Raw genomic sequence first — 24,971 nt, 5'->3', positions numbered from 1 at the left:
GGGAAACACATGTTAGACGCTAAGTTATTTCGTAGTGAACTCACGGAAACCGCTGAACGCTTAAAAGCGACACGTGGTTTTGTTTTAGATGTCGCTCGCCTTGATGCGCTGGAGCAACAGCGTAAAGACCTGCAGGTTCGTACCGAAACACTTCAAGCAGAACGTAATTCCCGTTCAAAAGCAATCGGCCAAGCGAAAGCGAAAGGCGAAGATATCGCCCCATTATTAGCGGCAGTGGATGACCTTGGCGCACAGTTGGAAGCAGCCAAACAAGAACTCACCGACGTACAAAATGAGTTACAAGCTATCATAGCTGGCGTACCCAATTTGCCGGATGCAGAGGTGCCATTAGGTGCCGATGAGGACGATAACCTTGAAGTGAGTCGGTGGGGAGAACCGCGCCAATTCGATTTTGAACCAAAAGATCACGTGGATGTTGCCTCGGCGTTAAACAACGGCATGGATTTTGATGCGGGTGCTAAGCTCGCGGGTGCGCGTTTTGTTGTACTACAAGGTCACATTGCGCGTTTACATCGTGCATTAACCCAATTCATGTTGGACTTACACACCACTGAGCATGGTTATCAAGAAGCTTATGTGCCGTATTTGGTTAATCATGACACCTTATTTGGTACTGGCCAGCTACCTAAATTCGGCGAAGATTTATTCCATGTACAAGGCGCAACAGAAAACCAAGTGCCATTGTCGTTGATTCCAACAGCGGAAGTGCCACTGACCAATCTATGGCGTGATGAGATTGCTGATGAGTCACAATTACCGTTGCAGTACGCAGCCCACACACCATGTTTTCGTAGCGAGGCAGGTTCGCATGGGCGCGACACCCGCGGTCTGATTCGTCAACATCAATTCGATAAAGTTGAATTAGTATGGCTCGTTAAGCCAGAAGACTCGATGGAAGCTCTGGAACAGCTTACCGGTCACGCTGAGAAAGTATTGCAGTTACTCGAATTACCATACCGAAAAGTCTTGTTATGTACGGGCGATATGGGCTTCGGGGCGGCAAAAACTTATGATCTTGAGGTTTGGTTACCAACTCAGAACAAGTATCGTGAAATTAGCTCGTGTTCAAATATGTGGGACTTCCAAGCGCGCCGTATGCAAGCTCGCTTCCGTCGTAAAGGTGCGAAGAAGCCTGAGTTAATGCATACACTGAATGGCTCTGGGCTGGCGGTAGGGCGCACGTTGGTTGCATTGCTGGAGAACTATCAGCAAGCTGATGGTTCTGTAGCTATCCCAGCGGCATTACAGCCGTATATGGGCGGCTTGACTAAGATTAGCGTCGCCTAACGCGATTAAATGCATTTGGCGGGCTTCGGTAAGCCCGCTATGCGTGTCGCTTGCTTCGCTGGGCCTTTAGGGAATAATTTGTATAAGTACATGCTGTTGGCTTTTTCTGCACCTAGACTTTGACCAATAGCTTTCACTAATACGCGCATGGCTGGGCTCGTATCATAAGTTTGATAAAAATCACGCACAAAGTTCACAACTTCCCAATGCGCATCGGTCAACTCTATATTTTCTAGTTCTGCAATATATTCAGCCAATTCAGGTGACCACTCATCGAAGTGCGCTAAATATTCATGCTTGTCGGTTTCGTAGTGACGTCCATTCAGCTCAAACATATCTCTGCTCTAATGTGATTAGTTGGTTATTGCGACTATTGGTTGGGCTCATCCCAAACCATATACGTTGCAGCGTCTAACGATAGTTCCACCCAACGAGCGTCACCAAGTTGAATAATTGATGCCGGTACTTCTTCAAGCTCCAGAAGCTTTATTTCACTGTAAAGCGCGTAGGGTGTTAACGACAATGAATCAAGCAATGTTGGGTCGTTCACGGCAGCAATAAGTGCTTGTTCACTCAAAACTAAGGTGGCATCAGCGCTCAACCATTGTGCTAGCCATTTCTCACTTGGCCATTGGCGCACTAAGAACACGGCTGATTTGGGATTATCCAATGCGGCTGTATCAATCATCATCGACCTTAATAGGTGAGAACCTTGTTGAGTTGAGCGAGGCGCTGTTGCCAGCTTTGTTCATCAAGAATTTCAACGGGGGCAATAAAATCATCTGCGGTTAGGCCTGCCTCATCGCATTCGGCAAGGTTGAGCAACGGTGCAGGGCAGTCAAATAGCTCTAGCATGGCATAACGCTTTTGCAATGAACGATTGTTACGGACAACATCGTAACCTTTCAGCCAGAGTTGAATACCATTACCGGTAAGAATGAGCTGCGGGTTAAGATCCATACTAGCTAGCGATAACAACATATCTTGACCGTGCCAGGTTGTATCTTGCTCAGCCTTCTTCGTTTGAATAATTGCGATACTCACGAGGTAACCTTCAAAACTGGATGACTTGATCGGCAGCTGCTGCGGCCATGGCAAATTCAGATAAGCCACCATTTTCAAATGGCACGATTAAATTCTCGGTGTCCATATGATGATCAACTTCCGCTACGGTGTTACAGATGACCAGAGGAATGTTGTTTTCGGTGCTCAACATTTGCCAATTCGCGATAGCCTGTTGTGCAAGCTTTGAATTTTCCTGCTTAGCGGCATGAAGTACAGCATCGCTGTAAAAAAACACCATGTCTAGTTGGTGCCCAGAAACAAGCGCAGCCTGCGCGTATTGATACGCTAACAGGCTGCGGTAATGGGCTGGGATGTCAGCAGCTGGTGCTGCATGTAATGCGATAACAATCCGCGCCACAGTTATTCCTTTCTATTCTTCGCCACCAAATGCCATCAAGATATTAAGAAGGCTGACGAAAATGTTGTAAATCGAAACGTATAGATAAACTGTTGCGAGTACATAATTACGCTCGCCACCATGAATAATCGCGCTGGTTTGCATTAAGATGGCACCGGCAGAGAACAAGATAAATAGTGCCGACAAGGTCAAACCTAACGCAGGGATATTCAAAAAGATGTTGGCAATGAAAGCAACAATAAGCACAACAAACAGTGCCATCATCATACCGCCCATAAACGACATATCTTTTTTCGTTGTCAGTACATAGGCTGATAATGCAAAGAAAATTAATGCGGTACCGCCTAAGGCCGTCATGATAATTTGATCGCCAGCAGGTCCAATGGCGCTAATCATGCCAAGAATAGGGCCAAGGGTATATCCCATAAAACCAGTCAAAGCGAAGGTTGAAATCAAACCAAGGCCGCTATTCGCTGTTTTATGGACTAAGAATAACAAGCCGTAAAAACCAACCAGCGTAATAATAAAACCTGGGTGGGGCAGGTTCATGCTTGCTGACAAAAATGCAGTGAACGCGCTAAAAGCTAACGTGAGACCCAATAACATGTACGTGTTACGTAAAACTTTGTTGGTCTGTAATACCGTTTCGCTACGTTGCGAGGTTGAAATGTGAGCTTGGTTACTCATGGATATCTCCGTTGTTATCTGAAATCTTTTCTTAACTGACTCCAGTGTACCGTAAAAATGGGTGCACAAGGCAATGTTTTCAAGTGAAATAAGGTGCTGATTGTATAAAATGCCAGCAAACGATCCATTTGATTTAAATTTTTGCTTTACAAGCGTGTTTCACCTCTTTATCATTCGCTTCGTCTTGAGGCACACACCTCATAAGACCGCGGAGAGATGGCAGAGTTCGGTTGAATGCACCTGACTTGAAATCAGGCGTGGGCTCGCGCCCACCGGGGGTTCGAATCCCTCTCTCTCCGCCACTATTCCCAAAAGCCCGCTCACATGAGCGGGCTTTTTCGTTTCTGCATCAAAATGATTTACATCCATTCCCATCTGGTCGTACCTGTGTATACTACAACGAATAACGAATAACGAATAACGATGTCGGAGGTTTTATGTTGTTTTCGGAAGTTCTTGATCTCATTACTGAGTCAGCAGAGCAAACCATTGAGTTGCCTGAAGGTTGGGGCCAGGGGCGTGCGCTATTCGGCGGGCTAACCGCTGCAATAGCTTGGCAACATGCACATTATGGTGCCAGCAACGAGCAAGCGCTGCGTGCGTTCACCGTCTCTTTTGTGGCGCCGATACAACCAGGTCAAGCTGAGCTTAAGCGTCGAGTGCTTCGCGAAGGTAAAAATGTGACGCAAATCGCTGTTGAAATTGTGCAAGGAAATGAGACTGTCTTGGCAGCACTTGCCAGTTATGGGCGTTCGCGTCCCTCAGCGGTTCGGGTAACCGACACACCTACAGCGCAAGTGCCTGGGCGTGAACATGGTCCTGCATTTCCGAAAGTTGCGGCATTGCCCGAATTCACGCATCACTATGATTACGCTGTGTCAGTGGGCGGTTTACCTTTTAGCGGCAACAAAGCACGCGAATTTGGCGGCTGGATGCGTTATAGCCAAGAACAACAACCGATCTCGATCGGCTTGTTACTCGGATTAGTCGATGCTTGGCCTCCGGCGTTGTTACCGCATTTGAATGCACCAGCGCCCGCGAGTTCATTAACCTGGACGATAGAGTTTCCAGAGCCGTTAGACTTTCAGAAAAGCAGTCATGACTGGTGGCAGTATGTTGCCTATATCGACTATGCAGCAGACGGTTATGGGCATACGCACGCCCATATTTGGGATGATGTTGGTAAATTAGTAGCCATTAGCCGACAAACTGTAACGGTCTTTGGTTAACATCGCTTCACTTTGTAAGTTATTTGATGATTAATATGTAGTTTTATGAATTTATTGTTGATTTTGATTCACAAATAGTTCATATCTGAGGTCACTTAACGAACATCTCGTTAAGCTAACCACACAAGGACCGTGTCGTCATGACCGACTTTATTATTGCAATACCAAGCGATTTGTTGCGTGCTGGAATGTATACAACACTGAGCTCAAATAATAACAAATACCGAGTAGTAGCAAGTGTTTCGACCATTAATGAATTACGTGATGAAGTTAAAAATCATCCGTTCGCAGCTGTCATTTTATCCAGTCGACTTGCAGGTGATGGGACGATAGAAAGTTGGCGCCGATTACACCGACGATACAATGATCTTCAGATAATACTATGGGCCGAAAATTTCCAAGATGTACTGGATTTTCAATGTAATACCAATAAAGTCGATGGCTTTTTGTTGACTCACGCGCGTTATGAAGAGTTTGAGCGTGCGTGTGCCAATATCAGCCGCGGACAGATGTACGTAGCGAGCGAAGTAGCTGAGTATTTGGCGAAAAACCCTCGAACTCAGAGTTTCCGCCGTTTGTTGAAATCGCTGAGCGAGCGTGAGCTACAAGTGACGCAAATGCTAGGGCGCGGCATCCGTGTTGTTGATATAGCAAAGTATCTGAATATCAGTAGCAAGACCGTAAATACATTTCGTTATCGGATTTTTAGCAAACTTGGTGTCGGAGGAGATGTCGAATTGACGCATCTTGCGATACAATCAGGGCTTGTTGAAATCGACCCAACGCAAAGGTATGACTGATTCGCAATTTAATTCCAAAGCATTTATTCAGCATTTAACCCATCAACCGGGCGTCTACCGGATGTACGATGGTGATGGTGTGGTGATCTATGTGGGGAAAGCGAAAGATCTTAAGAAGCGTGTCAGCAGTTATTTTCGACAAAATATCGACACGCCAAAGACCCAAACTCTAGTCAAGCAAATTGCCTCAATGGATGTGACGGTTACCAATACCGAAGCTGAAGCACTGATCCTTGAAAATAACTTCATCAAAAAATATCGACCGCGTTACAACGTATTGTTACGTGACGATAAATCATATCCCTATATTTTTGTCAGTGGCCATCAACATCCGCGTTTAGCATTTCATCGCGGTGCACGTCGTGAAAAAGGCGATTATTTTGGGCCATTTCCGAGTGGTGTTGCCGTGCGCGAAAGTTTGCGCCTCATGCAAAAGATTTTTCCAGTGCGTCAGTGCGAAGATTCTTATTATCGAGCGCGTAGCCGACCCTGTTTGCAGTATCAACTTAAGCGCTGTTTAGCGCCTTGTGTTGAAGGCTATTGCACCGACGCCGAGTATCAAGAGCAAGTACAGTTAGCAAAATCATTTTTGCAAGGTAAGAACCAACAAGTTATCGATCAATTGGTACAAAATATGGAACGTGCCAGTACGAGCTTGGATTTTGAACGAGCTGCGCGCTTTCGGGATCAAATTGCAGCAATGCGCAAAGTACAAGAACGCAATGCTGTGACTGGCAATCAACAAGAACTCGATGTCATCGGGTTTGTGCGTCGCGGCGGCATTGCGGCGGTGCATCTGCTATTTATTCGTGAAGGAGCGGTGCAGGGGAGTCGTAGCTATTTTCCTAAAGTTCCAGCAAATACCGACGACGCGGAAATTTTACTCGCATTTATGCTGCAATTTTACCTGAATGATCAAGTCGGACGACGATTACCGCGTGAAATTATTTTACCCGAGGCAAATGCCGCACAAGTGCTTGATCCTGAGCATAACCTCCAAGTTCTCGAGCAGGCACTTGCGCAGAAAGTGCGTATGACTCACAACGTACGTGGTGAACGCAAGCAATACCAAATTTTGGCGCAGAAGAATGCGCTCAACGCGCTTGAAAGCAAACTAAATCAAGAAAACACCATGGTGATGCGCCTGCAACAATTAGAGCAAGTGCTTGACCTTGAGCATCCAATTCAGCGTATGGAGTGTTTTGATATCAGCCATACCATGGGCCAAGAAACGGTAGCCTCATGCGTGGTATTTGACCGTCAAGGCCCGAAGAAGTCAGATTATCGACGTTTCAACATTAAAAGTATTACGCCAGGAGATGATTATGCTGCCATGGCGCAAGCATTGCAGCGACGCTTTGATGCCGCGCTATTAAGCGATGAAGGCAAGGCCGCCATTCCAGATATTTTATTTATTGATGGTGGCAAGGGGCAATTAGCTCAAGCCGAAGCTTACTTTAATGATTGGGGCGTTGATGCTGGCGTCAAATCACCGTTATTGATTGGTGTCGCAAAGGGTGAATCCCGAAAACCGGGCTTAGAGACCCTTATTTTAGCCGGTAGTCATGCGACCGTTCCGTTGGCAGCTGATGCGCCGGCATTACATCTGGTTCAGCATATTCGCGATGAATCTCACCGCTTTGCGATTACCGGCCATCGTCAGCGCCGCGCCAAGGTACGACGCACATCAAAACTTGAAGATATTCCAGGTATAGGCGCGAAGCGACGGCAAAAATTATTGCAAAATCTAGGTGGATTACAGGAAGTAAAACAAGCTAGTATTGAGCAACTTATCGCAGTGCCAGGAATTAGTCGCGAATTAGCTGAAACCATATATCATGCCTTTCGTGATGAATAGAGGACAAAATAACCAATGTGGAACATTCCTAACGTTCTGACGAGCTTCCGGATCTTACTGATACCGGTCTTTTTAATTATTTATTATTTACCTGGTCAGGATGCTCATTTTTGGGCGGCTTTCGTCTTCGCTGTAGCCGGTATTACAGATGCGCTTGACGGTTGGGTGGCGCGTAAATTTAATCAATTTACCAAGTTCGGTGCATTTTTAGACCCAGTTGCTGATAAAGTCATGGTTGCGGCATCTTTGGTTGTTGTGGTGGAGCACTATGCCGCGTGGTGGATAAGTATACCCGCGCTTGCAATTATTAGCCGTGAGCTGGTGATTTCTGCGTTGCGTGAATGGATGGCGCAGATTGGCCGACAGGAACAGGTAAAAGTTTCAAACTTAGGCAAATTTAAAACAATTGCACAAATGGTCGCTATTGGTGGATTAATTTGGGAAGCCAATACATTTGTTATCGTCACCGCGACGATTTTATTGTATGCTGCGTTTATTCTAACGTTATGGTCAATGTGGGAATATTTGCGCGCTGCTTGGTCAGATTTAAGCCAAGTGGATTAAAAATAGCCAAACAGACGCTTTCATGCGAAAAAGTCGTTGACCTCGCCGAAATAGACAGTAGAATGCGCAAGCACTGGATGCGGGAATAGCTCAGTGGTAGAGCACAACCTTGCCAAGGTTGGGGTCGCGAGTTCGAATCTCGTTTCCCGCTCCAAACTCAATGGCGGGTTGGCAGAATGGCTATGCAGCGGATTGCAAATCCGTGGATCTCGGTTCGACTCCGGGACCCGCCTCCATTGAAGAATACCTCAGGCAATACAGAAATGCCCGGGTGGTGAAATTGGTAGACACAAGGGATTTAAAATCCCTCGCTGGTAACAGCGTGCCGGTTCAAGTCCGGCCCCGGGCACCATTCTTTTTGAAGACCACATCAACTCTAAATTTATTTTTCTCTCTTACTTGTTTATTGGCTGGTTAGTCCTTATCTTTGATTTGAGTCAATGTTAACAAGAGTAGTCTGTGAGTTTCATACGCGTTAGTCTGTTTACCGTTGTATTTTCACTACTGTGGTTTGTACCGCAGGGGAAAGTGCTAGCTGTAGAAGGCTATCAACTCGAGCCAGATTCGATTGCGCTATTAGTCGCGCCAGACTCTCATGGTTCTGACGATCCAGACTATGACGCGATTGCGCCTGACGTCGTTAAAATTGTTATTCCTCGTCTGGACAATGCGGTTCAGACATTTGAATCTCCCCTTATTCAACGTCGCTACAAAGGCATTGCCCGCGGCCCACCTTGGCCAATAACCATCTAAAAATTCAAATTTATAATTAGTTATTGAACAGAGGTAAGTTATGTCTGAATTTCATGCACTTCGGTGGGAACCTACGCCTGCTGAGAAATTTTTTCCGTTACCGGAAAGAAGTACGACGCCAGCCCATCTTGACTGGCACCAAAGCGCATTACATGTCATCGACAAGGTAAATAGTTCGCAGTTAGCAGTGATACCGATGTCACTAAGTGTCAGTGATGCAGAAAATCTATTAAATCGCACCGATAAACGTTACGCCGCGGTAGTTGATGCAGAAAACACTATCGTTGGGGTTTTAATGGCGCGCGATTTACACGGTCGTCAAAGTGGTGTCGTTGCTAATTTACTGCAATTACCTTGGCATGAGCTAACGGTCGGTTATTTGATGACACCACTACGTAAGTTACCATCGATAACGTCGGCGCAAGCAAAAGTTGCTCGAATTGGTGATATTGCTGCGACCATGCAAGAAGCGGGCTGTGATTTTATTGCTGTGACTGAAGACGACTCACTTTATGGGATGTTCGTGTCTTTAAAAATACTCGCTGTAACCGGTGAGTCGGTGCGTTTATATCCGCGGGCAACTAGCTTTGCAGAAGTTTTCAGCGCAATACGACACGCTGAAACCTAGAAATGAATAAAGAAAATTAACAAAAGCCCTCGCCAAAAGCGGGGGCTTTTTATATGTTGTGTATAAGCTTTTTCATCAATCGTAAGGAAAGTCGCTGTGAATGGCTGGATGACAACTCTATTGGTAATTGCTCAATGGCTGGTTGCATTGTTTGTGCTCGCGTTATTAATAGGCGCCGTGGCTATTGTTGTGATGTACGTGATTGATAAACGACAGACGCGTCACACAATCCGCAGAAATTTTCCGGTAATCGGAAGATTTCGCTACCTGTTTGAGCATCTCGGCGAATTCTTCCGCCAATACTTTTATGCTATGGACAGAGAGGAAATGCCGTTCAATCGCGCCCAGCGCAGTTGGGTTTATCGGGCGGCGAAAAATGCCGATAGAACACTGGCATTTGGTTCCACTCGTGATTTAACCAAAAACGGCACGATCATTTTTGCGAACAGCGCCTATCCACATCAAGAAGAAGATAAAACCCAACCAGAACCGGTCACAATCGGAGCTGATTGCGCGCAACCTTATTCGCCAACAAGTTACTTTCATATATCCGGTATGAGCTACGGTGCATTGTCACCCGTAGCGGTAACAGCCTTATCGAAAGGCGCCAAATTGGCAGGCTGCTGGATGAATACGGGTGAGGGCGGGTTAAGCCCATACCATCTTAAGGGCGAGTGCGACATTGTGTTTCAAATTGGTACCGCTAAATACGGGGTGCGAACCGCCAGTGGCGAGCTGCATGAGGAAAAATTGCGTGATATTGCGGGCAACAAACATGTGAAGATGTTTGAAATAAAACTAAGCCAAGGCGCAAAACCTGGCAAAGGCGGTATTCTTCCCGGAATAAAAGTGAATGCTGAAATAGCCGAAATTCGTGGTATTCCTGAGGGACAGGATTCGATTTCTCCGAACCGGCACCCAGAAATTCGCAATAATGATGAGTTACTTGATTTTATCGCGCGAGTGCGAACCATTACAGGCAAACCCACTGGTATTAAGTTTGTTATGGGTGAGCCAAACTGGATAGATGAGTTGGTCGCGACTATTAAAAAACGGGGCGAAGCTTCAGCGCCTGATTTTATTACTTTAGATAGCGCTGATGGCGGCACCGGTTCTGCTCCGCAGCCATTGATGGACTACGTTGGTTTAAAACTATCTGAGAGTTTGCCGATGCTTGTTGATAAACTTGCTGCGGCCGGTTTAAAAGAGCGTATTCGTATCGTTGCCTCCGGCAAAATGATTACCCCGGCTGATGTTGCATGGGCGCTAGCAATTGGCGCCGACTTCGTGGTGTCAGCTCGTGGCTTTATGTTCTCTTTAGGATGTATTCAAGCCATGCAATGTAATAAAAACACCTGTCCAACCGGGATTACCACGCACGATAAGAGTTTACAACGAGGTCTTGACCCAGCAGATAAGAGTGTACGTGTTGCGAACTATCATAAATATTTGGAATACGGCGTGAATATCATTGCTCATTCGTGCGGAGTTTCTGATCCTCGCCAATTAAACCGCCGCCATGCGCGCGTGGTCACGCATACCGGCGATAGCATTAGTCTCGCCGAGCGGTATCCGCCTGCGAACTGAGTAAACGTGCCTGCAGCCACTTAGTAAAAGCGACTAAAGCAACAGGTTGTCGTTGTCGTTGCTTTATCGCCAAGGCGAGTGGTTCAGGAAGCGTCACCTGGTATTCTGTATGTTTGGCAAATTGCTGCAATTGCGGGTGAGTTAGGTAAAGCTGGTCAACCAAGGTCATATGGTCGGTGCCATAGATGAGGTCAATTGCGATGTTGCTATTGCCGACATGTCTGGTTTGTAGTTGACGGGCGAGATGTGATTGCGCCTTTTTAAAGTGCTGCCAGTAGGGTGCTTTTTCATCGACATACCAAGGTCGCGACGCCAACGGACTCTCGCTTTTAATAGGGGCGACGGGAACGTAAGTTGGCGTGTATAATGGCACTTGTTTCAGGGCATGATCGCGCAGCTGTCCATAATGTAGGGCGATATCAAGCTGTTCGTGTTGCAGTTCTGCACAAATATTGGCGCGCTCAGAAGCATTAGGAAATAGCGATACGGTATTAAATTGCACCTGAATATGCGGGTATAACGTGTAGAACTCGTGCAATCGACTTGATAGCCACCAGCGCAGAAAACTTTCAGGTAACGCAATACGTAGCGTCGTTGCTTCACTATCGCCGATGTTGCGAGCTCTATCTACTGTGCGGTCAAGCTCCTTAAATAGGCGCAGTAAATCTGGGGCGAGTGTTTCGCCTGCGGCAGTGAGCGCATGTACGCGGTTATCGCGTTGAAATAGTCGAGTGCCCAATTGCTCTTCAAGCGCTTGAATTTGTCGAGTAATGTTCGATTGCGACACCCCAAGCTGTTGCGCGGCTTGTTTAAAACTATCAGCATGCGCGGCGACAGCAAAGACGCGTAAGGCATTGAGAGAAGGGAGTTTTTGTTGTTTCATAAGATAATTCCAGCGCTAAACCAATTAACTTAAAGTAAATCAGAATGGAATATTTAGCAATCTATTGGGCAGAGTTTTTAACCATTGCTACCCTGCATTTATTAGCTGTAGCCAGCCCTGGGCCTGACTTTGCGGTGACAACTCGATACAGTATGAGTTTTGGGCGCCGGGTTGGACGTTGGGTCGCCTTGGGGATTGGTACGGGTATTTTATTACACGTTGCCTATTCGGTACTTGGCGTCGCCTTGATTATTCATCGCTATACATGGATATATGGCACGCTTTTGCTAGTTGGCGCAGGTTATTTAGGGTGGTTGGGCTGGCAGGCCATCCAGTCGCAACCGCGACAAGATGCGCCGCCTGAGCACAACGCGCAAGCGCAAGGAATCAGCTCAGCGAAAGCGTTTCGTGTTGGCTTTTTTACCAATGGCTTGAATGTGAAAGCGACGTTGTTCTTTCTCGCACTATTTAGCACCGTGATTGATCCAGCGACACCGACAGGAGTGAAGCTGTTTTATGGCATTTACATGGCGATTGCTACGGGTATTTGGTTTACTTTATTGGCAACGTTGATTACTTGGGGGCCATTTTACTGCCGTTTGTGGGCAATGAGCCACTGGATTGACCGTACGATGGGCGCAGCATTGCTGCTACTCAGTGCAAAACTTATTTATGATTGGTTTGTTTTGATCAAAGTTATCGCAACGCCATAGGCAATGGTATACTTGGCGCGACGCTATTTTCCGAGAATTTAGAGACAATTATGCAGTTATTTGTAAACGATCTGACCGTTATTGATTTTTCTTACTTATGCCCAGAGCGCGGCATGGTAGGAGAGAGTTGGATTGTTGATATTATTTTAGACGGCTCGCTGAACGAACAATCGATGGTGTTAGACTTTGGGCGGGTCAAAAAGCAAATTAAACGAATTATCGATGGCGCAGTCGATCATAAGCTGGCAGTGCCTGCGGAACATCAGTACACGCACGTCACACACCATGATGATGGCAACAGCTATTGGGTGGATTTTATGCGCCCTAATCAGCGTTCGATACACTTATTTTGCCCAGCTGATGCGTTTGCGTTTATTGATGCCGAACAAGTTACGATGGCTTCAGTTACTGAGTATTTGCGTGCGGTCATTAAACGCGAGCTACCAGATAACGTGCAGGGACTGGAGTTGCACCTTCGAGCGGAGGAAATACCTGGTGCCTTTTATCATTACACGCATGGTTTGAAAAAGCACGATGGTAACTGTCAACGCATTGCGCATGGGCACCGATCGCGGCTCTATATTGCCTTAGATGGCGTTCGCTCTGCACAATTAGAGCAGCAATGGGCTGCAACGTGGCAAGACATTTATTTAGGTTCGCAAGAGGACGTTGCCGCGATCGCGCAGTTGCAACGCTCGCAATATGGCCAAAGTGTGACCGAGAAAAGTCATATTGCTTATAGTTATACGGCTGACCAAGGCTTATTTGAGCTGATTGTGCCGGTGGCTGAAAACTACGTTATTCCAACAGACTCAACTGTTGAGTGCATTGCCACTTATCTGGCTGACACCATCAAACAAAGCTATCCAAGCAATGCAATCAAAGTGACTGGATTTGAAGGGGTCGGAAAAGGGGCGATTGGTTATGCGTAAGTTGCTAACGCTAGCGCTATTAGCGCTCGGGTTCACCATAAATGGACAGGCTACAGAAACTCCAAAGGCGCAACTCAACGGCGCATTAACCTCTGGCGGTTTAATTATTGCTGAAATTAGCCATGCGGTTCGGGTGGAATTAAATGGCCAAGCGCTACCCATGACGCCAGATAACCGAGTGGTCTTCGGATTTGGTCGTGATCAACATGGGCCGCAAACCTTATCGTTATTCGATAACGCTGGGCGTGAATTTAAGCGAACGATTGAGGTTGCGCCGCGTACTTATAAAATTGATCGGGTAGACGGAGTACCGCAACGCACAGTAACCCCTGATCCGGAGCAGCAAGAGCGCGCTCGTCGCGAGGCCGCTTTAGTTTGGAATGCGCGCAATGACGCCGTCACCGAAAGACTCGATTTTTTGCAGGCGGCGATTATGCCCGCGCAGGGCCGAATCAGTGGGGTTTATGGCAGTCAGCGCATTTTTAATGGTACACCGAGAAATCCACATTTTGGCCTCGATGTCGCGGCACCAACGGGTAGTCCTGTTATTGCGCCGTGGTCGGGAAAGGTGATTGTTGCCGAAAACGATTTATTCTATTCGGGCGGTACGTTAATCATTGATCATGGCTATGGTGTAACAAGTACCTACATCCACCTAAACAAATTGCACGTTGCTGTAGGCGATGAAGTGAAGCAGGGGCAGCGTATCGCCGATATCGGCGCGACCGGTCGTGTCACAGGGCCTCACCTTGATTGGCGCATCAATTGGCGCCATCAACGGCTCGACCCTGCGCTGGTTATTGAGTATTTTTCGGAATCTGCAACCAACCCTGTACCTGCGGCGCAGCGTTAATACTCAATAGATAATTCGTTTGCTTGGGCGCTTGCCAAGTTAATGTCACTTGCATTAATTCGTCGCGACGAAAGGCATGAACAACAGCTTGTTGCTTCGGTTGGTAGCGCTCGAACACTTCTTTCACGTTGGCGTCTGTCACTTGTAAATTATCGATGGCGATAATCCGATCATTGGCACTGAGCCCAGCTGTTTGGGCCGCTTCGCCATCAAACACCACCTGTAGCTCAAGCCCTTGATTTGAAGCTTTATACTTCGCGCCAAGCGCTACTGGGAGAGCCGCGCTAGCACGTCTGCCACCGTGGCTATTATCGTCAGCCGCGATTTCTCGTTTGACTTGAATACCAAACTTTTGCAATAACTCGATAATCGGTAGTGGCTGTGTTGTGTACAGCGCTTGTTGGAAGAATCCTGAGAGATCGAGGCCATAAGCCTCCCTAATAAATACCATGACGGTGTCATCATCAGTGCCGATACCGGTTTTACCATAATGAAACCACAAATCATGCATGAGTTGCCCAAGTGTTATCTGATGATTCGATTCAAGGCGCAAGGTCAAATCAAGGCACAGCGCAATCAAAGCACCCTTCGCATAATAACTCACAATGCTATTGGGGGAGTTTTCATCTTGTTTATAGAACTTCGTCCAAGCATGAAAGCTCGACTCGGTAACGGTTTGCTTGTCTACGCCGGCGCCACGCTGAACGCGCGCGATGGTTTCACCGAGCAAGCCTAAATAAGTTGGCGCATCAATGAGCCCGACTTGATGCAAAACATAATCGTCAAAATATGAAGTGATACCTTCGTAAAACCAAAGTTGTTCGGTGTAATGTTCTTGATCTAGCTGATAAGGAATAAAGGTTTTTGGTTTTAATGTTTTAATGTTCCAGCTATGGAAATATTCGTGGCTACAGAGGCTTAAAAAGGTTCGATAATCGCCATCAATCGCAGTTTTACCCGGTAAAATTAAATCTTTACGACTGCATACAAGGGCTGTTGAATTGCGGTGCTCGAGGCCGCCAAAACCTTTCCCCACCACCATGGTTAAGAATAAATACTCTTTGAATGGAGGTTGGTGCCCAAACATTTCAATTTGGTATTCGCAAATGGCTGCCACATCACGGCAAATTCGATCGGCATCGCCGAAATGTCGCCCCGCAAAAACCATCGAGTGTTTCACACCGCCGGCGATAAACTCATGAATATCGAGCTGGCCCATTAGTACTGGATAATCAATCAGCGCTTCATAATTAGCGGCTTCAAATTCGCCAGGACCGAAGTGATGTCCTTGCTTACGCGGCATTCCAGTTGCGACATGCCAGCCATTGTGAGCGGTAATTGTGACACCGCAGGCTTCCTCGGTGCGGCCAGCAACCGCCATGCACAGGCTGGAATGATTAAAGAAGCCCCAATGTTGATCGAGATAAGCGCTCCGCACACTTAAATCATAGGCATATACTTCATAGCTCACCTGAACAATACCAACAGCTGCCGCGTTAATCCGCCAAGTTTGCTTGTCGCAGTGCACAATAGGTAAAACGTTGCCTTGCTGCTCAGCGCGGATGCCAATTATATTTTTGGCAAAGTCCCGGATCATGTAACTACCCGGGATCCATGCTGGCAAACTGAGATAAATTGGCTCGTTTGGCTGAGAAATCGGTATATCGATAGTTACCGCAAAGGTATGTGCGTTGGCATCTTGAACACGTATTTGGTAGTGCAGCATGGCGTTCCTTTAAATGCGTAGATTAGCTTTTGTTAAATATCTTAGCATGGCTAAAGCGCGCTATATAGCAGTTGTACTGCGATGAAGGATGTCATTTGACTCATTTTAATCGGTATAATGGCATTAATTCCTTTCTCTCATTCGGGGCTTTATGCTGAATAACTGGAAACAACTATTAGATGACCGGAATCGCTTTTTCTGGGTGCTTCAAGCAGCCGGCTGGAGTGGTTATGCTTTGGTTCATTATATTGGCTCCCTGATGCATGAAATGCGTGATATTTACGCATTGATTTTGCTACTTGGCGCCTATGCAGGATTTCTACTTACGGTACCACTACGGTATTTATATCGCCGTATTTGGGATTCTAGTCCTTGGTTATTAATTCTAGTGGTATTAGCTGCCAGTTATGTTTGTGCTGCGTTGTGGGCGATTGTTGACAACGCAACGTATTGGGAAATATATAAATTTGGATTTAGTCCAGATAGCAATTGGTTTTACTTCAAGAACACTATTGCGAAGTTTTACATCATGCTGAGCTGGAGCGGTCTGTACTTCGGCATCAAATATTATCAAATGTTACAGGATGAGAAACAAAAGGCTTTAATGGCAACATCAATGGCGCATCAAGCACAACTGAAAATGTTGCGTTATCAATTAAATCCGCATTTTTTGTTTAATACCTTAAATGCTATCTCGACACTTATTTTGGTAAAAGAAAATGACCTCGCAAACCGCATGATGTCAAAGCTGAGTTTGTTTCTACGCTTTAGTTTGGATAATGAACCCATTAAAAAGATTCCACTAGAACGAGAGTTAGATGCGTTAATGTTGTACCTCGATATCGAAAAGGTGCGCTTCGATGATCGTTTGAAAGTTACCCTTGATATTGACGACGAGGTTAAACATGCGCTGGTGCCGAGTCTATTTTTGCAACCGTTAATTGAAAACTCAATTAAGTACGCGATAGCGAAACTGGAAGAGGGTGGCGAAATAGTTATTCGGGCGCAACGGTTTAGCGAAGATTTACTGATTACTGTCGCCGACAACGGTCCAGGGTGCACTAAACCACTCGAAAGCCTTTCAGAATCAGGTGGTGTTGGCTTGGCGAACACACGCGAAAGATTACAAGCCTTGTACGGAAAGAATTACTCATTTACATTAACACCTAACAAACCACGCGGTTTACGTATTGAAATTCGCATTCCATTAGAGCAGGTAGAGTAGGCATGACTGATAAAATTCGCACTTTAGTTGTCGATGATGAATCACTCGCTCGTCGTGGTTTAGTAGTGCGCCTTCAAGAATTTAACCAAATTGAGTTGTTACAAGAATGCCCTAGTGCACGCGATGCACTTGAAGTTATTGGCCGCGAACAGCCTGATTTAGTTTTTCTAGATATTCAAATGCCAGGTATGAACGGTTTTGAATTACTGCGTGAAGTGCAAGCTCACGGTTATAAAATGCCGCTGATTGTGTTTGTCACAGCCTATGACCAATATGCCATCAAAGCATTTGAAGTGCGCGCAATTGATTACCTTCTCAAACCTGTTGATCACGAGCGATTGGCGCAAAGCATTCAGCGTATTGAAAAAAGTCTCGCCGCGCGTGAACAAAAAGTTCAGCAAGATCGTATCTTAAATTTACTAGCAGATGCGACCGGCGAAGATTGCGAAGCGATTTTGAAACGCTTAGCCAGTGGCGAGAATGTCAGTGTGGCACGTTACCCTGAGCACATTGCGATTAAAGAAAGTGGAGAGATTACTCGCGTTGCGATTAACTCGATTGAGTGGGTTGATGCTGCTGGTGATTACATGTGTATTCATGCTTGTAATGAAACTCATATTTTGCGTCGCACGATGAAAGAGCTCGAAGAAGAATTGAATCCGCAGCGGTTTCAACGAATTCATCGCTCGGCTATCGTCAACATGGAACACGTTGAAAAGTTATGCAGTCGGCAAAATGGTGAATATCACTTGATTTTACGTAATGGTAAAGAGCTCAAAGTGAGCCGAAGTTATAAAGATCGGATTAAAAAACTAATATTAAATTCCTAATGGAGTAATTTTATGCCGCGTGCAAGCATTGTAGTTGTCGTTGTTATAACACTACTGCTTAGCGCTTGCTCAACGCAGTTTGGATACCGGTTTGCCGATACGCTCATTGAGTGGAAACTAAACGACTACGTGTCACTCAATAGTCAACAAGAGCAATCGGTTGACCAAGCGATTACCACCCTACATCAGTGGCATGCCACGTCTGAATTGCCTTATTACGCCCAACAACTTCAAACCCTCCGAGATAAAATAGCGAGTAATACATTAACTGAAACGGATCTTGTCGCCACCTACGAACAATTTTTTATTGCTTGGCAGCGTATGCTCAATGCAGTGGAACCCCATGCACAAGAAATGTTACCGCAATTATCAGATGAACAAATTATCGAATTAATTGAAAACCTGCGTGAAAAGCAACGTGAGGAAGAGGAAGAATTACTCGAGTATAGCGATTCTGAGCGCTCGAAACGGCTTATTCGCCGCGCTGAGAAAAACACTCGAAGCTGGCTCGGGCAGGTCACGAAGGTACAGCAGCGACTCATTAATCGCTGGGTAGTCGAGCGGCTGGATACCCGTGAGCTATGGTTGGATTATAATCAGCGTTGGTTAAATGAGTTTGAAAAGGCGCTACAGCAACGTCAGCAACCTGAGCAATTTAATAATTATCTTCAACAATTATTCTATAACCCGGAGCAATGGCGCTCGGAAGAATTAAGATCGCGGGTCGAACACAATCAACAATTAACGCTGGTGCTATTTTATCAATTGAGTGAAACGCTAACTGATCGTCAGCGGCGTCGAATCGTCGATAAGCTGGATGGTTATATTGAGGATATGAATGAAATTGCTGAAGACTTTTCTAAGCGTTAATTGAATTCATAAAAAAGCCCGCTTGGCGCGAGCTTTTTTAGAATAAGCGAAGATTTAAAATTATTTCACTTCAATAATTTTACAGGTGTTGGTTGAGCCAACGGTTTCCATCACATCGCCATGCGTCAGGATGACTAAGTCGCCTGGCACCACGTGACCACGTAATTTTATTTCATTTACCGCATCAGTAACGAGTTGATGTGGTTCGCTTTTGGTTGAATCAAAAGCGATAGGGTACACGCCACGGTAAAGAGCACAACGCGCGCGACTCTCTTTATGCCGTGATAACGAGAAGATCGGAAGTATTGTATTAATACGTGACATTAATTTGGCCGTTGAACCAGACTCGGTGAGCGCAATGATTGCCTTTACACCCGCTAAATGAGTCGCAGCGTACATTGCGCTGATCGCGGTGGCTTCTTGAATCGACGTGAATGTCTCGTCCAGATCATGTTTATCGATCGTCACACTTGGATGCGTTTCGGCACCCAGACAAATTTCTGCCATTGCTTTCACCGTTGCGACCGGATACTTACCAGCAGCGGTTTCGGCTGAGAGCATGACGGCATCGGTACCGTCTAATACGGCATTGGCAACGTCCATAACCTCTGCACGGGTTGGCATCGGGCTTTCGATCATTGATTCCATCATTTGCGTTGCGGTAATCACAACTTTATTGCATTGACGAGCGCGCTCGATGATTCGTTTTTGTTTACCGACCAACTGCGCATCACCAATTTCAACACCAAGATCTCCACGTGCAACCATCACCGCATCAGAAGCCCGAATAATATCGTCGAGCGCGGCATCCGTGGCGACTGCTTCAGCACGTTCTATCTTCGCGCAGATTAAACCGCGGCCTTCAGCTGCGCGCAATAATCGACGCGCCTCATGAATGTCTGCACTACTTCTTGGAAAGCTTACCGCGAGATAATCGACACCGATGTTCGCTGCCGTTTTAATATCTTCGAGATCTTTTTCAGTTAAGGCGGCCGCAGATAGCCCGCCGCCGAGTCGGTTAATACCTTTGTTGTTGGAAAGCTTGCCACCAACGGTTACTGTCGTGGTAATTTGTGAACCGCTGACATCCTCAACTTGAAGCCGCACACGGCCATCGTCGAGTAATAAGATATCGCCTTCGCTGACGTCCTGCGGGAGTTCCTTATAATCAATCCCAACTCGTTGCTGCGTACCAGCGTTCTTATCTAATGCCGCGTCTAATACAAACACATCACCAACATCGAGGGTTATTGCACCGCTTTCAAATTTCGAAATACGTATTTTAGGGCCCTGCAAATCGCCAAGAATAGCGACATGTGTACCGATGCGATTTGCTATGTCGCGCACTTGCTTGGCACGGCATTCATGGTCTTCCGCCACGCCATGTGAAAAATTGAGTCGGACAACATTCGCGCCAGCTTTGATTAGAGCTTCGAGAACTGCGGGATCATCGGTAGCTGGGCCGAGTGTCGTGACGATTTTGGTGCGCCGTAACATAATTTTACTCCTGTTGTTTTATAGCAAAATTATACCATGTCTCATTCGGAGTTACAGAGAATCTGGCGCTCGACGGAGTATTTCAGTACAATAGCCGCCAATTTTCACGCAACCGTCAAATTTACGTAACGAAAAGGTAACCTCATGAGTGATCAGCAACAGGATCTGACCCTAGCAAGTTGGCAGGAACGCCAAGAATACGCCGAAATGATGCAGCCAATTATTGGTCGTTTGTATCGTAATTACGGTGTGGAAATCTTGGTATATGGTCGTTCGCTGCTAAACGTCGACACCATTAATATCATCAAAGCACATCGTTTGATTCGTCGTCATGAGGGCGTCAAACTGCGTTTACGTGAAAGCTTCCCGTTTATTGAAGCATTGAGCAAAATGAAATTAGCTCCGGCACGCGTCGATTTGGGTAAATTGGCTTTTAACTATTTACACAAAGATGCAGGCAAGGGCGATAGTATTGAAGCCTATTTACAGCGCGAGCTAGTCGATATCGTTGATAAAGCCGACGAAATTCCAGCACAAGACGTGGTGTTATATGGTTTTGGCCGTATTGGTCGTTTGTTGGCTCGATTATTAATTGAACGCAATGGTAGCAACAATAAAATGCGTTTGCGCGCAATTGTTGTACGTGGTGGTCGCGATGGCGATCTGGAGAAACGTGCTAGCTTGTTGCGTCGTGACTCGATTCATGGTCCATTCAATGGTTCAATCACCGTTGACCATGAAAACTCAGCCATTAAAGCGAATGGCACCAGCATTAAAGTCATCTACTCAGACGGTCCAGACCAAGTTGATTACACCCAGTATGGTATTAACGACGCAATTATCATCGATAATACGGGTATTTGGAAAGACGAAGCTGGTCTTGGTCTTCACTTGAAATCAAAAGGCGTCAAAAAGGTATTGCTAACAGCACCTGCTAAGGGCGAAATCAAAAATGTTGTTTATGGTGTTAACCATACTGATATTCAGCCAAACGATCTGATCGTCAGCGCAGCTAGCTGTACAACCAATGCGATTACGCCAGTATTGAAAGTTGTCAACGACGCTTACGGTATTCGCAACGGTCACGTTGAGACTGTTCATTCGTATACCAACGATCAGAACCTGATTGATAACTACCACAAGGCTGAGCGCCGTGGCCGTTCAGCGCCATTAAACATGGTGTTAACGTCAACGGGTGCTGCGAAAGCAGTTGCTAAGGCTTTACCTGAACTTGCTGGTAAATTAACCGGCAACGCGATTCGTGTACCAACGCCAAATGTTTCAATGGCGATTATGAATTTGAACTTGAACAAAGCGACAAGCAAAGACGAACTGAACGCGTTTTTGCGTGATCAAGCGCTTCATTCTGAGTTACAAGCACAAATTGACTACACAGCGTCAACCGAAATCGTTTCAACAGATTTGGTTGGTTCACGTTATGCGGGCGTAGTTGATTCGCAAGCGACAATCGTTGATGAAGATCGTGCTGTTCTTTACGTTTGGTATGACAATGAATTTGGCTATAGCTGTCAGGTTGTTCGTGTTGCCGAGCAAATGGCCGGTCAACAACTATTGAACCTACCGAAGTAAAAAAATCGATGTAAAAGCGCCTGAGTAGGGCGCTTTTCTGTTTTTAGAAGTGAGGAATTTCATGTTTATTACGGCACAATTTGATAGCGGCAATATCGAAGTGATTGAAGCGAATGAGCCAAGCGCAATTCAGTTGGCGATTCGCAAAGATAATCAGTCAGATTTTTATCAGTGGTTTCACTTTAAATTGTATGCTGAGCCAGGTGTTGAACACGTGATGACTATTACCAATGCCGGTCAATCAGCTTATCCAGATGGCTGGAAGGACTATTCTGCGTTAGCTTCTTACGATCGTGAAACTTGGTTCCGTGTACCGACTGAATACAACGGTAAAGAGCTCGTTATTCGTCATAGCCCTGACCAAGAAAGCGTTTATTACGCTTATTTCACGCCATATTCGTATGAGCGCCATATGGATCTGATTCAATGGGCACAACAATCGATTGAGTGTGAACATGTGTTACTTGGGCCAACACTTGATGGTCGCGATATGAATCTCTTAATCGTCGGTGAACCTGCTGACCACAAAGCTAAAATATGGGTTACAGCGCGTCAGCATCCAGGCGAATCGATGGCCGAGTGGTTCATGGAAGGTTTTTTAAGTCGTTTACTTGATGATGAAGACGGTGCTGCTCGCCGTTTGCTCGAAACATGCGTGTTTTATATTGTGCCGAATATGAATCCAGACGGCAGTGTGCGTGGTCATTTACGCACCAACGCGGCAGGCGTCAATTTGAACCGCGAATGGGCAGAACCATCGTTAGAAAAAAGCCCTGAAGTTTATTACGTTCTGAACGCCATGCAGCAAACCGGCGTGGATTTTTATCTTGACGTGCACGGCGATGAAGCGCTGCCATATAACTTCTTGGCAGGTTGCGAAGGTGTGCCAAGTTACAACGATAAAATGCACCAGCTAGGCGAACAGTTCAAACAAGTCTTGTTATCTATTACGCCGGAGTTCCAAACCGAGTACGGTTATGAAATCGATAAGCCAGGTGAAGCAAACCTTACTGTGGCAAGTAACGCAGTGAGTGAACGTTTCAGCTGTTTGGCATTTACTTTAGAAATGCCATTTAAAGATAATGCGAACTTGCCAGATGTGGACTTTGGTTGGTCAGCAAATCGTAGCCAACAATTCGGTGCCGATGTACTTAGCGCTATCTACGGAATCGCAAATAGCTTGCGCAGTTAATCTGGGCAAGCTAGTTTAAACAGCGGACAACAACAATAATAATTCGACAAGGGGGACACCTTGGAAGCCATTAATAACTTTTTGTTGCTACTCGATAGCTATCTTGGATCAGCAGCATACTTTCCGTATATCCTGCTCGGCGTAGGTATTTTCTTTACTTTGTATTTGGGTTTTCCACAAATACGGTTCTTTGGCCACGCCTGGAAAGTGGTTACAGGTAAGTTCGATAAAAAAGGTGCAGAAGGTGATACCACACACTTTCAAGCCTTATCAACCGCATTATCCGGTACTGTTGGTACGGGTAACATTGGTGGTGTAGCACTAGCCATCTTCCTTGGTGGTCCAGCGGCCTTATTCTGGATGTGGGTAACCGCATTCTTAGGTATGACGACCAAATTTGTTGAAGTTACCTTGTCACATAAATACCGCGTAAAAACGGAAGACGGCACCATGGCGGGTGGTCCAATGTACTACATGGATCGCCGCTTAAATATGAAATGGCTCGCCGTAATTTTTGCTGTTGCAACAATTATTAGCTCATTCGGTACTGGCAACATGCCGCAAATTAATAATATTGCGCAAAGTATGGAAATGAGTTTCGGCTTTGACCCAATGATTGTTGGTGGTGTTTTGGCCATTTTATTAGCGTTGGTGATTATTGGTGGTATCACCCGCATTGCGGCAGTGACGTCGAAGATTGTCCCAATTATGGGGGCGTTGTATGTTCTCGGTTCGTTAAGCGTTATTCTCTATAACGTCGACCAAATTGGTTCTTCGTTTGCCGCCATTTTTATGGATGCGTTTACTGGCTCGGCAGCGACCGGTGGCTTCTTAGGGGCAACTTTTGCGTATGCATTCAACCGTGGCGTTAACCGCGGCCTGTTCTCAAACGAAGCAGGTCAAGGTTCAGCTCCGATTGCACACGCTTCTGCTAAAGCTGATGAACCAGTATCTGAGGGTATGGTTTCAATTCTCGAGCCATTTATCGATACCATTATTATTTGTACGTTAACCGGTTTGGTTATCTTGTCATCTGGTGTCTGGTCGCAGAAACATGAAAATACCTTTTCACGCACTGATTTAGATATTGTTGCGGGTCATTATTCAGATGCCGAACCGGCTGATCGTGAAGCTTTATATCACTATTTAAACGACACTAAGCAAAACACCATTGAAAAATTTAATGGTACGATTCAAGTGCGCGATGGGCGTCCGGTCAGTAATGGCTACACCATGTTACATGCGCGCTCGGTAGCCGAAAACGTGCGTTTCATTGTTGCTGGTGAAGATCCATATACCGGTGTTTTACGCATTGAAAATGGTCAATTGAAGAAGGAAGACATCGTTATTGTCGGTGACTCTTTGATTCACTCAGCTGCGCTAACGGCGAAAGCTTTTAGTATGGGCTTTTTAGGTCCGGCGGGTGAATATATTGTACCGATTAGCTTAATGTTATTTGCTTTCTCAACAGCCATTGCTTGGTCATATTACGGTGACCGTGCCGTTGTCTATCTATTTGGACAACGCGGGGTAATGCCATATCGCATTATTTACGTTGCAGGGTTCTTTGTCGCATCATTTGCTGATACCACGCTAGTGTGGACTTTATCTTACGTGGCGATTGTTTTGATGACGCTGCCAAACTTACTCGGTATTTTCCTTTTACGTCGAGAGATGAAAGATACTGTGAAAGCCTATTGGCAAGATTTCGATGCAGAGCAATCTAAAAATAGCGATAAATAACGAGTTGTTAGATTGATTTAAAACCCGCTTTGGCGGGTTTTAATCTATGTAAAAGCCGCGTGGTGCTTGAATTTAAGACC

At 45.9% G+C, this 24,971-nt stretch carries 25 protein-coding genes and 4 tRNA genes; 21 read left to right on the top strand and 8 right to left on the bottom strand.

Annotated features, from left to right (window positions below):
• The first annotated feature begins 9 nt into the window (after positions 1-9).
• On the top strand, positions 10-1,308 hold the full coding sequence (gene serS, locus CWI82_RS06095) for a serine--tRNA ligase (RefSeq protein WP_092854918.1): 1,299 nt from the start codon (positions 10-12) through the stop codon (positions 1,306-1,308).
• Positions 1,309-1,313: 5 nt separating this feature from the next.
• Here serS and CWI82_RS06090 read toward each other — a convergent pair whose 3' ends face one another.
• From CWI82_RS06090 to CWI82_RS06070, 5 genes are read right to left on the bottom strand one after another with little or no spacing between them, the layout of a single operon-like run.
• Positions 1,314-1,643 (bottom strand): TusE/DsrC/DsvC family sulfur relay protein, encoded by a 330-nt coding sequence (locus CWI82_RS06090; RefSeq protein WP_092854920.1) that lies wholly within the window; start codon positions 1,641-1,643, stop codon positions 1,314-1,316.
• A 35-nt stretch (positions 1,644-1,678) separates the two neighbouring features.
• Positions 1,679-1,996, bottom strand: a complete 318-nt coding sequence (locus CWI82_RS06085) for a hypothetical protein (RefSeq protein ID WP_165383886.1) — start codon at positions 1,994-1,996, stop codon at positions 1,679-1,681.
• Positions 1,997-2,004: 8 nt separating this feature from the next.
• Entirely contained in the window at positions 2,005-2,352 is a 348-nt protein-coding gene (locus CWI82_RS06080; RefSeq protein ID WP_092854924.1) for a DsrE family protein, read from the bottom strand.
• A gap of 10 nt (positions 2,353-2,362) precedes the next feature.
• Positions 2,363-2,731 (bottom strand): DsrE family protein, encoded by a 369-nt coding sequence (locus CWI82_RS06075; RefSeq protein WP_165383885.1) that lies wholly within the window; start codon positions 2,729-2,731, stop codon positions 2,363-2,365.
• A gap of 12 nt (positions 2,732-2,743) precedes the next feature.
• Positions 2,744-3,418: a Bax inhibitor-1/YccA family protein gene (locus tag CWI82_RS06070; protein WP_092854928.1), complete on the bottom strand. Its 675-nt coding sequence runs from the start codon at positions 3,416-3,418 to the stop codon at positions 2,744-2,746.
• 210 nt (positions 3,419-3,628) lie between these two features.
• On the opposite strand from CWI82_RS06070, the gene CWI82_RS06065 reads away from it, so the two are divergent.
• From CWI82_RS06065 to CWI82_RS06015, 11 genes are all read left to right on the top strand, one after another.
• Positions 3,629-3,720: transfer RNA gene (locus CWI82_RS06065), tRNA-Ser, on the top strand.
• 135 nt (positions 3,721-3,855) lie between these two features.
• Positions 3,856-4,647, top strand: a complete 792-nt coding sequence (locus CWI82_RS06060; RefSeq protein ID WP_092854930.1) for a thioesterase family protein — start codon at positions 3,856-3,858, stop codon at positions 4,645-4,647.
• 140 nt (positions 4,648-4,787) lie between these two features.
• Positions 4,788-5,447, top strand: a complete 660-nt coding sequence (locus tag CWI82_RS06055) for a LuxR C-terminal-related transcriptional regulator (protein ID WP_092854932.1) — start codon at positions 4,788-4,790, stop codon at positions 5,445-5,447.
• Positions 5,440-7,305, top strand: a complete 1,866-nt coding sequence (uvrC, locus tag CWI82_RS06050; RefSeq protein WP_092854934.1) for an excinuclease ABC subunit UvrC — start codon at positions 5,440-5,442, stop codon at positions 7,303-7,305. Before CWI82_RS06055 ends, uvrC begins: the two co-directional genes overlap by 8 nt.
• Before the next feature lie 15 nt (positions 7,306-7,320).
• Positions 7,321-7,869 (top strand): CDP-diacylglycerol--glycerol-3-phosphate 3-phosphatidyltransferase, encoded by a 549-nt coding sequence (gene pgsA, locus CWI82_RS06045; protein WP_092854936.1) that lies wholly within the window; start codon positions 7,321-7,323, stop codon positions 7,867-7,869.
• A 79-nt stretch (positions 7,870-7,948) separates the two neighbouring features.
• Positions 7,949-8,023, top strand: a tRNA-Gly gene (locus CWI82_RS06040).
• Positions 8,024-8,031: 8 nt separating this feature from the next.
• Positions 8,032-8,105 (top strand) — tRNA-Cys (locus CWI82_RS06035).
• Between the two features lie 29 nt (positions 8,106-8,134).
• Positions 8,135-8,221: transfer RNA gene (locus CWI82_RS06030), tRNA-Leu, on the top strand.
• A 107-nt stretch (positions 8,222-8,328) separates the two neighbouring features.
• Positions 8,329-8,622 (top strand): hypothetical protein, encoded by a 294-nt coding sequence (locus CWI82_RS06025; RefSeq protein ID WP_130202930.1) that lies wholly within the window; start codon positions 8,329-8,331, stop codon positions 8,620-8,622.
• A gap of 40 nt (positions 8,623-8,662) precedes the next feature.
• Entirely contained in the window at positions 8,663-9,250 is a 588-nt protein-coding gene (locus CWI82_RS06020) for a CBS domain-containing protein (RefSeq protein WP_092854940.1), read from the top strand.
• Positions 9,251-9,358: 108 nt separating this feature from the next.
• Positions 9,359-10,837 carry an FMN-binding glutamate synthase family protein gene (locus CWI82_RS06015; RefSeq protein WP_092856863.1) on the top strand — a complete coding sequence of 493 codons (1,479 nt, stop codon included), beginning with the start codon at positions 9,359-9,361 and terminating at the stop codon, positions 10,835-10,837.
• On the opposite strand, the gene CWI82_RS06010 is transcribed toward CWI82_RS06015, so the two are convergent.
• A complete protein-coding gene (locus CWI82_RS06010) occupies positions 10,803-11,720 on the bottom strand; it encodes a LysR family transcriptional regulator (protein ID WP_092854942.1) in 918 nt (305 codons plus the stop codon). The genes CWI82_RS06015 and CWI82_RS06010 overlap by 35 nt on opposite strands.
• A 44-nt stretch (positions 11,721-11,764) precedes the next feature.
• Here CWI82_RS06010 and CWI82_RS06005 point away from each other — a divergent pair, with 44 nt between their 5' ends.
• Genes CWI82_RS06005 through CWI82_RS05995 form a run of 3 tightly spaced genes read left to right on the top strand, consistent with a single transcriptional unit; the run spans position 11,765 to position 14,218 of the window.
• Positions 11,765-12,433 (top strand): LysE family translocator, encoded by a 669-nt coding sequence (locus CWI82_RS06005; protein ID WP_092854944.1) that lies wholly within the window; start codon positions 11,765-11,767, stop codon positions 12,431-12,433.
• A 50-nt stretch (positions 12,434-12,483) separates the two neighbouring features.
• Positions 12,484-13,365, top strand: a complete 882-nt coding sequence (locus tag CWI82_RS06000) for a 6-carboxytetrahydropterin synthase (protein ID WP_130202929.1) — start codon at positions 12,484-12,486, stop codon at positions 13,363-13,365.
• Positions 13,358-14,218, top strand: coding sequence for a M23 family metallopeptidase (locus CWI82_RS05995; protein WP_092854948.1), 861 nt, complete (start codon positions 13,358-13,360; stop codon positions 14,216-14,218). The genes CWI82_RS06000 and CWI82_RS05995 overlap by 8 nt, the downstream gene beginning before the upstream one ends.
• Here CWI82_RS05995 and CWI82_RS05990 read toward each other — a convergent pair.
• Complete coding sequence (locus tag CWI82_RS05990; RefSeq protein ID WP_130202928.1) at positions 14,163-15,944, bottom strand: M61 family metallopeptidase; 1,782 nt, start codon at positions 15,942-15,944, stop codon at positions 14,163-14,165. The genes CWI82_RS05995 and CWI82_RS05990 overlap by 56 nt on opposite strands.
• A gap of 151 nt (positions 15,945-16,095) precedes the next feature.
• On the opposite strand from CWI82_RS05990, the gene CWI82_RS05985 reads away from it, so the two are divergent.
• Genes CWI82_RS05985 through CWI82_RS05975 form a run of 3 tightly spaced genes read left to right on the top strand, consistent with a single transcriptional unit; the run spans position 16,096 to position 18,869 of the window.
• Positions 16,096-17,169: a sensor histidine kinase gene (locus CWI82_RS05985; protein WP_092854952.1), complete on the top strand. Its 1,074-nt coding sequence runs from the start codon at positions 16,096-16,098 to the stop codon at positions 17,167-17,169.
• 2 nt (positions 17,170-17,171) lie between these two features.
• Positions 17,172-17,999, top strand: a complete 828-nt coding sequence (locus CWI82_RS05980; RefSeq protein ID WP_092854954.1) for a LytR/AlgR family response regulator transcription factor — start codon at positions 17,172-17,174, stop codon at positions 17,997-17,999.
• A 12-nt stretch (positions 18,000-18,011) separates the two neighbouring features.
• On the top strand, positions 18,012-18,869 hold the full coding sequence (locus tag CWI82_RS05975) for a DUF6279 family lipoprotein (RefSeq protein WP_092854956.1): 858 nt from the start codon (positions 18,012-18,014) through the stop codon (positions 18,867-18,869).
• 60 nt (positions 18,870-18,929) lie between these two features.
• On the opposite strand, the gene pyk is transcribed toward CWI82_RS05975, so the two are convergent.
• Entirely contained in the window at positions 18,930-20,366 is a 1,437-nt protein-coding gene (pyk, locus tag CWI82_RS05970; RefSeq protein ID WP_130202927.1) for a pyruvate kinase, read from the bottom strand.
• A gap of 144 nt (positions 20,367-20,510) precedes the next feature.
• Here pyk and CWI82_RS05965 point away from each other — a divergent pair, with 144 nt between their 5' ends.
• The 3 genes from CWI82_RS05965 (at position 20,511) to CWI82_RS05955 (ending at position 24,891) form a co-directional block, all read left to right on the top strand.
• On the top strand, positions 20,511-21,956 hold the full coding sequence (locus CWI82_RS05965) for a glyceraldehyde-3-phosphate dehydrogenase (RefSeq protein WP_130202926.1): 1,446 nt from the start codon (positions 20,511-20,513) through the stop codon (positions 21,954-21,956).
• 61 nt (positions 21,957-22,017) lie between these two features.
• On the top strand, positions 22,018-23,148 hold the full coding sequence (locus CWI82_RS05960) for a M14 family metallopeptidase (RefSeq protein ID WP_130202925.1): 1,131 nt from the start codon (positions 22,018-22,020) through the stop codon (positions 23,146-23,148).
• A gap of 60 nt (positions 23,149-23,208) precedes the next feature.
• A complete protein-coding gene (locus CWI82_RS05955; protein WP_130202924.1) occupies positions 23,209-24,891 on the top strand; it encodes an alanine/glycine:cation symporter family protein in 1,683 nt (560 codons plus the stop codon).
• Positions 24,892-24,971 lie beyond the last annotated feature (80 nt).

It is taken from the genome of Pseudidiomarina tainanensis, assembly GCF_004214835.1.
GTDB classification, from domain to species: Bacteria; Pseudomonadota; Gammaproteobacteria; order Enterobacterales; family Alteromonadaceae; genus Pseudidiomarina; species Pseudidiomarina tainanensis.
The sequence above is the reverse complement of the archived record's forward strand: the minus strand, read 5'-3'. Positions and strand labels throughout refer to the sequence as shown.

Bases quoted from the DNA above. Each gene is read 5' to 3' on its own strand.
- CWI82_RS05980 (WP_092854954.1), top strand. From the start codon at position 17,172: ATGACTGATAAAATTCGCACTTTAGTTGTCGATGATGAATCACTCGCT.
- CWI82_RS06060 (WP_092854930.1), top strand. From the start codon at position 3,856: ATGTTGTTTTCGGAAGTTCTTGATCTCATTACTGAGTCAGCAGAGCAA.
- CWI82_RS06055 (WP_092854932.1), top strand. From the start codon at position 4,788: ATGACCGACTTTATTATTGCAATACCAAGCGATTTGTTGCGTGCTGGA.
- CWI82_RS05985 (WP_092854952.1), top strand. From the start codon at position 16,096: ATGCTGAATAACTGGAAACAACTATTAGATGACCGGAATCGCTTTTTC.
- CWI82_RS05965 (WP_130202926.1), top strand. From the start codon at position 20,511: ATGAGTGATCAGCAACAGGATCTGACCCTAGCAAGTTGGCAGGAACGC.
- CWI82_RS05990 (WP_130202928.1), bottom strand. From the start codon at position 15,944: ATGCTGCACTACCAAATACGTGTTCAAGATGCCAACGCACATACCTTT.
- CWI82_RS05960 (WP_130202925.1), top strand. From the start codon at position 22,018: ATGTTTATTACGGCACAATTTGATAGCGGCAATATCGAAGTGATTGAA.
- CWI82_RS06085 (WP_165383886.1), bottom strand. From the start codon at position 1,996: ATGATTGATACAGCCGCATTGGATAATCCCAAATCAGCCGTGTTCTTA.
- CWI82_RS06005 (WP_092854944.1), top strand. From the start codon at position 11,765: ATGGAATATTTAGCAATCTATTGGGCAGAGTTTTTAACCATTGCTACC.
- CWI82_RS06000 (WP_130202929.1), top strand. From the start codon at position 12,484: ATGCAGTTATTTGTAAACGATCTGACCGTTATTGATTTTTCTTACTTA.
- pgsA (WP_092854936.1), top strand. From the start codon at position 7,321: ATGTGGAACATTCCTAACGTTCTGACGAGCTTCCGGATCTTACTGATA.
- uvrC (WP_092854934.1), top strand. From the start codon at position 5,440: ATGACTGATTCGCAATTTAATTCCAAAGCATTTATTCAGCATTTAACC.
- CWI82_RS06020 (WP_092854940.1), top strand. From the start codon at position 8,663: ATGTCTGAATTTCATGCACTTCGGTGGGAACCTACGCCTGCTGAGAAA.
- CWI82_RS06090 (WP_092854920.1), bottom strand. From the start codon at position 1,643: ATGTTTGAGCTGAATGGACGTCACTACGAAACCGACAAGCATGAATAT.
- CWI82_RS05995 (WP_092854948.1), top strand. From the start codon at position 13,358: ATGCGTAAGTTGCTAACGCTAGCGCTATTAGCGCTCGGGTTCACCATA.
- pyk (WP_130202927.1), bottom strand. From the start codon at position 20,366: ATGTTACGGCGCACCAAAATCGTCACGACACTCGGCCCAGCTACCGAT.
- CWI82_RS06070 (WP_092854928.1), bottom strand. From the start codon at position 3,418: ATGAGTAACCAAGCTCACATTTCAACCTCGCAACGTAGCGAAACGGTA.
- CWI82_RS06010 (WP_092854942.1), bottom strand. From the start codon at position 11,720: ATGAAACAACAAAAACTCCCTTCTCTCAATGCCTTACGCGTCTTTGCT.
- serS (WP_092854918.1), top strand. From the start codon at position 10: ATGTTAGACGCTAAGTTATTTCGTAGTGAACTCACGGAAACCGCTGAA.
- CWI82_RS06015 (WP_092856863.1), top strand. From the start codon at position 9,359: ATGACAACTCTATTGGTAATTGCTCAATGGCTGGTTGCATTGTTTGTG.
- CWI82_RS05975 (WP_092854956.1), top strand. From the start codon at position 18,012: ATGCCGCGTGCAAGCATTGTAGTTGTCGTTGTTATAACACTACTGCTT.